3 protein-coding genes are annotated in these 2,712 nt (G+C 68.1%); 1 reads left to right on the top strand and 2 read right to left on the bottom strand.

Translation table 11 applies throughout. The annotated features are described in order from the left end of the window. The coding region (locus EDF51_RS19645; RefSeq protein WP_166673607.1) for a BLUF domain-containing protein at positions 1 to 560 on the bottom strand (560 nt) is incomplete at its 3' end. Between the two features lie 540 nt (positions 561 to 1,100). On the opposite strand from EDF51_RS19645, the gene EDF51_RS19635 reads away from it, so the two are divergent. Next, a complete protein-coding gene (locus EDF51_RS19635) occupies positions 1,101 to 1,991 on the top strand; it encodes a hypothetical protein (RefSeq protein WP_134196251.1) in 891 nt (296 codons plus the stop codon). 30 nt (positions 1,992 to 2,021) lie between these two features. Here the strand turns inward: EDF51_RS19635 and EDF51_RS19630 are convergent, their stop codons facing one another. Continuing rightward, positions 2,022 to 2,276 carry a hypothetical protein gene (locus tag EDF51_RS19630; protein ID WP_134196249.1) on the bottom strand — a complete coding sequence of 85 codons (255 nt, stop codon included), beginning with the start codon at positions 2,274 to 2,276 and terminating at the stop codon, positions 2,022 to 2,024. Positions 2,277 to 2,712: the final 436 nt, after the last annotated feature.

Here is a 2,712-nt window from a genome sequence, read left to right as displayed (position 1 = left end):
GCGTCGACGCTGATCCCTGCGGTGTCGGCGATCTGGTCCATGTCGGCCCGTTCCACGCCGACATCGTGCAGCACCATGATCGCGGCGCTGATGATCTGCAGACGCGGCTCGATCGCATCGCCGACGCCCTGGTCGGTCAATGGTGCGAGGGGGTGCTTCCGGAACCAGTCCAGGAGTGCTTTCGCCCGGGAACCACCGCTGCCGCCGGGGACGGTGTCCGGGTGGTCGGAGAATAGGTCGAGGAAGCCCGGGATGTCCTTGATGAGGGGGTCGGCGGATTGGAACGCCATCGACCATTCTGGGAATGCCCGTTCACTGATCTGGTCGGCGGCGACTTCGCGGACGTTGATGTGGCGTGGGTCCTGCCGGATCCCGGTGAACCGCTCCCGGACGACGTCGTCGTCGCCTTCGATGATCCCGAGGCAGTTGCTGCCCTGATGGGCCAGGATCCCGGTGATTCCCAGCTGCAGGTTCTTCTCGCGGGCGATCACGAGGATCTCCGCGAGCTCCTCGTCCGTGACCGGGCGGGCCATCGTGCTCACGTACACCAGTGACAACATCCGGGACCCCTGTTCCCTCGAGCGCGTCCTACCGAGCCCAGACTGAGCCACAAGACACCAGAACAGCAACCCGAACCGCGGACGAGGACGAGACGTCGGCACTGCCGGGTGCGTTCCGCGTCGTGTTGCCATCGCGGCACCGGTCGAGCGGGCTTCTGCAGCATCGGGTCGAGCAGCTCGTCCGCGACGCGATCGCCGACGGCACGCTTCGGATCGGGGATCAGTTGCCGCCGTACCGGGTTGCGGCAGCAACCTCCGGGCTGAGCATCAACACGATCCTGAACGCCTACCGGGCGCTCATCCGCGACGACCTTCTGCGCTCCGTTCCCGGCCGCGGGTACTTCATCGGCGGACCCGTCCGGTACCGAGACTTCTTCGTCGGGTGCGTGGGTGACTGTTCGTGCGGGGCCAGGTAATCATCTGGCGGTAGCCTGCCCCTGTCGTTCGGGAGAGCGTGCTCTCAAACGACACCCGGGCGTTGGGAGTGGTGTGACCGAAGTGTCGGGTGGTGGGCCGGGAGGAAGACGACGGGTGAGTGGGGTGTCCGTTGGTCTCGCGATCGCGGCGCTGGTGGCCTTGTTGGTGGCGTTCGTGCCGTACTTCTTCGGCGGTCTCTTGGCCGGTTACGGGCAGGACGGCGGCGACGGTGGTGACGGCGGCGGTCCCGGTGGGTTCGCTGGCTACGGAGTCGTCGCGATCGTGCTCGGTGTCGGGATCCCCGGGTGGGCGCTCGTTTGGGGCATCGTCGACGTGCGGCGGACTCGTGGGACACCGGGTGCAGCGCTCCTGGTCGGAGCTGTGGCGCTGGGTATCGCTCTCTGCACGATCGTCCCGGGGTCGGTGACGATCATCCGGACCTCGGTGCGGCTGCAGGCGGCGTACGAGCGGGAGAACCCGCGGTCAGAGGTGCTGGCGACGGCGAGAGCCGAGGCCCGAGCATCGGAGACCGCGGCCTCGCCGGCGGGTCGGGCTGCGGAACGCAACGCTCCCGCACGCCGGGCCGCGACGAAGCAGCGACTCGACGCGGTGAGCCAAGCCGTACTGGATGCGCTGGCGATCACACCGGACGACATCGTCCCCGCTGGGCAGTCATCGCCGACGGGTTCGGCTGCGGCGCGGTCTGTCCGCGTCACCCCGTCCACGGGGCACTGCGATGCGGGATACGGTCCGAAGGCGGGCGTGTTCTACCGGTGGGACCTCTTCCTCGATGATTCCGTCGACCCGGTCCGCGCTGCCGCGGCGGTCCGGGCAGCGGTCGAGGCGACCGTGCCGGGTGCTGATCTGCAGCAGCAGAAGGTCGATGCCAGCTCGAGCCGGTTGGAGTTCACGGACGACGTGTCCGGGTCTCCGGACTTGCATGGAAGCTTCACGTGGGGGGACGGCATCGGCTCGACCAGCCGGATCGTCGCCCTCGACACGGCTTGTCACTGAGCGCGTTGCAGTGCGGCACCCGAACCGCGGTCAGCGCAGGTTCGGCGGTCCCTGGTGCTTCGCGATGATGACGAGTCCATAGATGCGTGACCACACGTACGCGATGATCGCCACGCCCAGTCCCACGAGGCCGATGACCCCGAGCGCGGCACTGTTCAGGTGAGCGGCGCCGTTGATGCCGAACGCTCCGCCGCCGACGACCGCTGCGATGAACGCGACCATCTGGATGCGGAGCTTGAACTGCACCCGTTTCTTGTGTTCCCCGACCGCGATGATGTCCGACACTGTGTCCCCCTTGGTGGCAGACCATCCGCCCCAGGGCGATGCTAGCCCGCGGAGCAGCTCAGCACCGAGTGCGCTTCGCCCTCCACCGTCGGCTCGGGGCGCTCGCGCTGGCGCTGCTGATCCTCGCTGCCGCACCTACCCACGTGTCGCAGAGGCCAGTCACGGCGAAAGGAGGCGCGGACTGGGGGGTGCCCAGCGGCGCGCGTTCGGGCGCAGCTGGTCACCGCGAAAGTGACGTTTGGGCTTCGGATGTTGCGTGGGGTCTCGACGCATGAGCAACGCCCCGTCGCGTGCGACGGGGCGTTGGCCGTTCCGGTCTGCCATGCACAGCCGGAGTACGTGGGGTGTTACTTGATCTGTGCGGTGATGGTGGCGGTGCCGACGAGCAGGCCGCGCTTGACGGCGTCGGTGCCGAAGGTCTTGTTCAGCAGGCCGG

The organism is Curtobacterium sp. PhB25 (genome assembly GCF_004365375.1).
In the GTDB taxonomy this organism is placed as follows: domain Bacteria; phylum Actinomycetota; class Actinomycetes; order Actinomycetales; family Microbacteriaceae; genus Curtobacterium.
The sequence above is the reverse complement of the archived record's forward strand: the minus strand, read 5'-3'. Positions and strand labels throughout refer to the sequence as shown.